The organism is Bradyrhizobium sp. AC87j1 (assembly GCF_002936975.1).
Classification (GTDB): domain Bacteria; phylum Pseudomonadota; class Alphaproteobacteria; order Rhizobiales; family Xanthobacteraceae; genus Bradyrhizobium; species Bradyrhizobium shewense.
This window is the reverse complement of sequence record NZ_PTFE01000205.1, coordinates 1-3037: the sequence shown is the minus strand read 5'-3', so window position 1 is coordinate 3037 and position 3037 is coordinate 1. Positions and strand designations below refer to the sequence as shown.

Genomic DNA, 3037 nt, shown 5'->3' with positions numbered 1-3037 from the left:
GGTGGGCCACGATCGCGACCTGAGCCGCCCGCCGAGGGCGACCACTACAGACTTGGCTGGCAATTGCCGTAACCACGGCCCTTCTCCTGCCGTCCTCAACTTCAAAAGCCGATAACGCAACAGGCCCCTTGTGGGAGAAGGTGGCGCGAAGCGCCGGATGAGGGGTTCTCCCCGCACGCCGGACTATTCGTGAGGATAGAGACCCCTCACCCGGCTTCGCTATCGCGAAGCCACCCTCTCCCACAAGGGGAGAGGGTGAGAAGCAATTCACCGCGCCGCGGCAACCTTCAAGGATGGCGGCATCAATCCGCCCATGGGGCGGCCGGAGCGTGCAGGGTTGAGCTGGTAGAGACCGCGGCGCTCGGTAATCGGACGGAACGCATCGGTGATGCCGACGACGGATTCGGCAGCGCCGAGCAGCAGCGTGCCGTCGGCCTCCAGGCCCTTCGCCATCCGCTCGAAGATCACCGCCTTGGTGTCCTGGTCGAAATAGATCAGCACGTTGCGGCAGAAGATCACGTCGAACGTGCCGAGATGGGAGAAATCCTGCAGCAGATTGAGCTGGCGGAACTGCACCATCGCGCGAATGTCGGCATTGAGCTGCCAGACCTCGCCGGATTGCGTGAAGTACTTCATCAGGTGCTGGATCGGCAGGCCGCGCTGCACCTCGAACTGGCTGTAGATTCCAGCCTTGGACTTCTCCAGCACCTCCTGCGACAGATCGGTGGCGACGATCTCGATGCGCCAGCCGGCCAACGCTGCGCCCATCTCCTTCACGCACATCGCGATCGAATAGGGCTCCTGCCCCGTCGACGACGCCGCCGACCAGATGCGCAAGCTCTTGCGCATCGCCCGCGCCTTGATCAGGCCCGGCAGGATGGTGTCGCGTAAATGATCGAACGGGATCTTGTCGCGGTAGAAGAAGGTCTCGTTGGTGGTCATCGCTTCGACCACGTCGGTGGCAAGCCGGCCGTCGCCGTTCCTGATCTTCAGCACGAGATCGGGAATGCCTGATAGACTCGCCTTGCGCGCCAGCGGCAACAGCCGGCTCTCGACCAGATATTGCTTGTCGGGCGACAGATCGAGGCCGGAGCGCTCTTTCAGGAACTTGCGCAGATAGTCGTAGTCAACCGGCGTCACGCGCGGTCTCCCGCGAACAGGCGGTTGACCTTGGCGCCGATCTGGTTGAGCGGCAGGATCGCCGCGCAGATGCCGGCATTGGCCGCCGCGCCCGGCATGCCCCAGACCACGCTGGAGGCTTCGTCCTGCGCGATGACGCTGCCGCCGGCGGCAACGATGTCCTTGCCGCCGCGCATGCCGTCCGAGCCCATACCGGTCAGGATCACGGAGAGGATGCTGCCGTGCCAGATGTCGATGGCGGAGGTGAAGAGCGGATCGACCGCGGGCTTGCAGAAATTGACGGCGGGGCCGTCGTCGAGCGCGATCACGGTGTCCGCACCGCTGCGCGCCACGCGCATGTGCTTGCCGCCGGGCGCCAGATAGATCCGTCCCGGCTTCACCGGCTCGCCGTCGACCGCCTCGGCTGCCGGCTTACGGCTCGAACGCGCCAGATGCTCGGCAAGGATGGTGGTGAAGGTCGGCGGCATGTGCTGGGTGATCAGCACCGGGAAGCGGTCGATCACCGGGCCGAGCTCGGTGACGAGCGCCATCAGCGCCTGCGGACCGCCAGTCGAGGAGCCGATCAGCAGCACCTTGGGGGCCTGATTGGAGAACGGGCGCATGGTGAGCGCCCCGGATGACGCAGCAGGTACCGCCGGAGCGGGCACTGTGGGCCGCGCAACAGGACTACGCGGGGCCGGAGCCGGGCCCGCTGGCGCCAGCGGCGGGCTTGCGACCGCGGCCTTGCGACGCAGCCGCGCACCGAGATGGCGGATCTTCTGGATCAGGTCGTGATGAAAGATGTCGGCGGCCGACGCCTCGCGCGTCGATTCCGGCTTCGGAATGTAATCGGCGGCGCCGAGCGACAGCGCCTTGAAGCTGATCTCCGCGTTACGGCGGGTCAGCGTCGAGGCCATGATGATGACGAGATCGCGCTTCTTCGCCAGCAGCTGCGGCAGCGCCGAGATGCCGTCGAGCTCGGGCATTTCGATGTCGAGCACGGCAACGTCAGGATTGATGCGTTCGATCTGGTTGACCGCTTCGAGCCCGGTGCGCAGCGAGGCAGCGACCTCCATGTCGTGCTCGGCACCGATCCAGCGCGAGATCAGACCGCGGATGACGACGGAGTCGTCGACGATCATCACCCGCAGCGGCCCCGCTTCGCGCGAGCCGGTCGTAGCCGAATTACCTGCGAACGCAACACTCATTACTCACCAACTCAGACTGAAAGGGTACAGTTGAAAACAAGCGCCGAAGAATCCCTTCGGCCTCCGGCCGATCGCTCAGATAAGGCCGACTTCCTGGAATTTCGCCGTCACGATGTCCTTGTCGAACGGCTTCATGATGTACTCGTTGGCGCCGGCATGCAGCGCGCGCGCGATATGCGCGACGTCGTTCTCGGTGGTGCAGAACACCACCTTGGGCTGGTCGCCGCCGGGCATGCGCCTGAGATGGCCGAGGAACTCGTAGCCGTCCATCACGGGCATGTTCCAGTCGAGCAGCACCGCATCGGGCAAGCCGCGCTTGCAGGCCTCCAGCGCCTTCTCACCGTCCTCGGCTTCGAGGATCTGGAAGTCGAGGCCCTCCAGGATCCGGCGCGCAACCTTGCGGATGACGCTGGAATCATCAACGACGAGACAAGTTCGCATGTGAACCTCTGCTTCCTCCCCCTTTGCGGGGGGCACTTCCAATTACTGGCACGTCGGCGGCGAGCCGCCGTATCAGGCCGCCATCATTTCCGGCGCGAGCTCGAGGACCCGATCGACGTCGAGGACGACCATGAGCTGGCCCTCGAGGCGATGGACGCCGCCGGCGAGCTTGGCCATGCGAGGATCGAGGTTGACGGGGTTTTCTTCCATGCCGGCTTCGGGCAGGCGAAGGACCTCGCCGATCTGATCGATCAGCAGGCCATAGGATT

At 65.0% G+C, this 3037-nt stretch carries 4 protein-coding genes; all 4 read right to left on the bottom strand.

From position 1 onward, the window contains the following. Positions 1-267: 267 nt before the first annotated feature. Positions 268-1140, bottom strand: a complete 873-nt coding sequence (locus CV770_RS40690; RefSeq protein WP_104466284.1) for a CheR family methyltransferase — start codon at positions 1138-1140, stop codon at positions 268-270. Next, a complete protein-coding gene (locus tag CV770_RS40685) occupies positions 1137-2327 on the bottom strand; it encodes a protein-glutamate methylesterase/protein-glutamine glutaminase (RefSeq protein WP_104466283.1) in 1191 nt (396 codons plus the stop codon). Before CV770_RS40685 ends, CV770_RS40690 begins: the two co-directional genes overlap by 4 nt. A 75-nt stretch (positions 2328-2402) precedes the next feature. Then, positions 2403-2768: a response regulator gene (locus CV770_RS40680; RefSeq protein ID WP_007600538.1), complete on the bottom strand. Its 366-nt coding sequence runs from the start codon at positions 2766-2768 to the stop codon at positions 2403-2405. 72 nt (positions 2769-2840) lie between these two features. Continuing rightward, a partial coding sequence (locus CV770_RS40675; protein WP_201760262.1) for a chemotaxis protein CheW occupies positions 2841-3037 on the bottom strand: 197 nt, incomplete at its 5' end.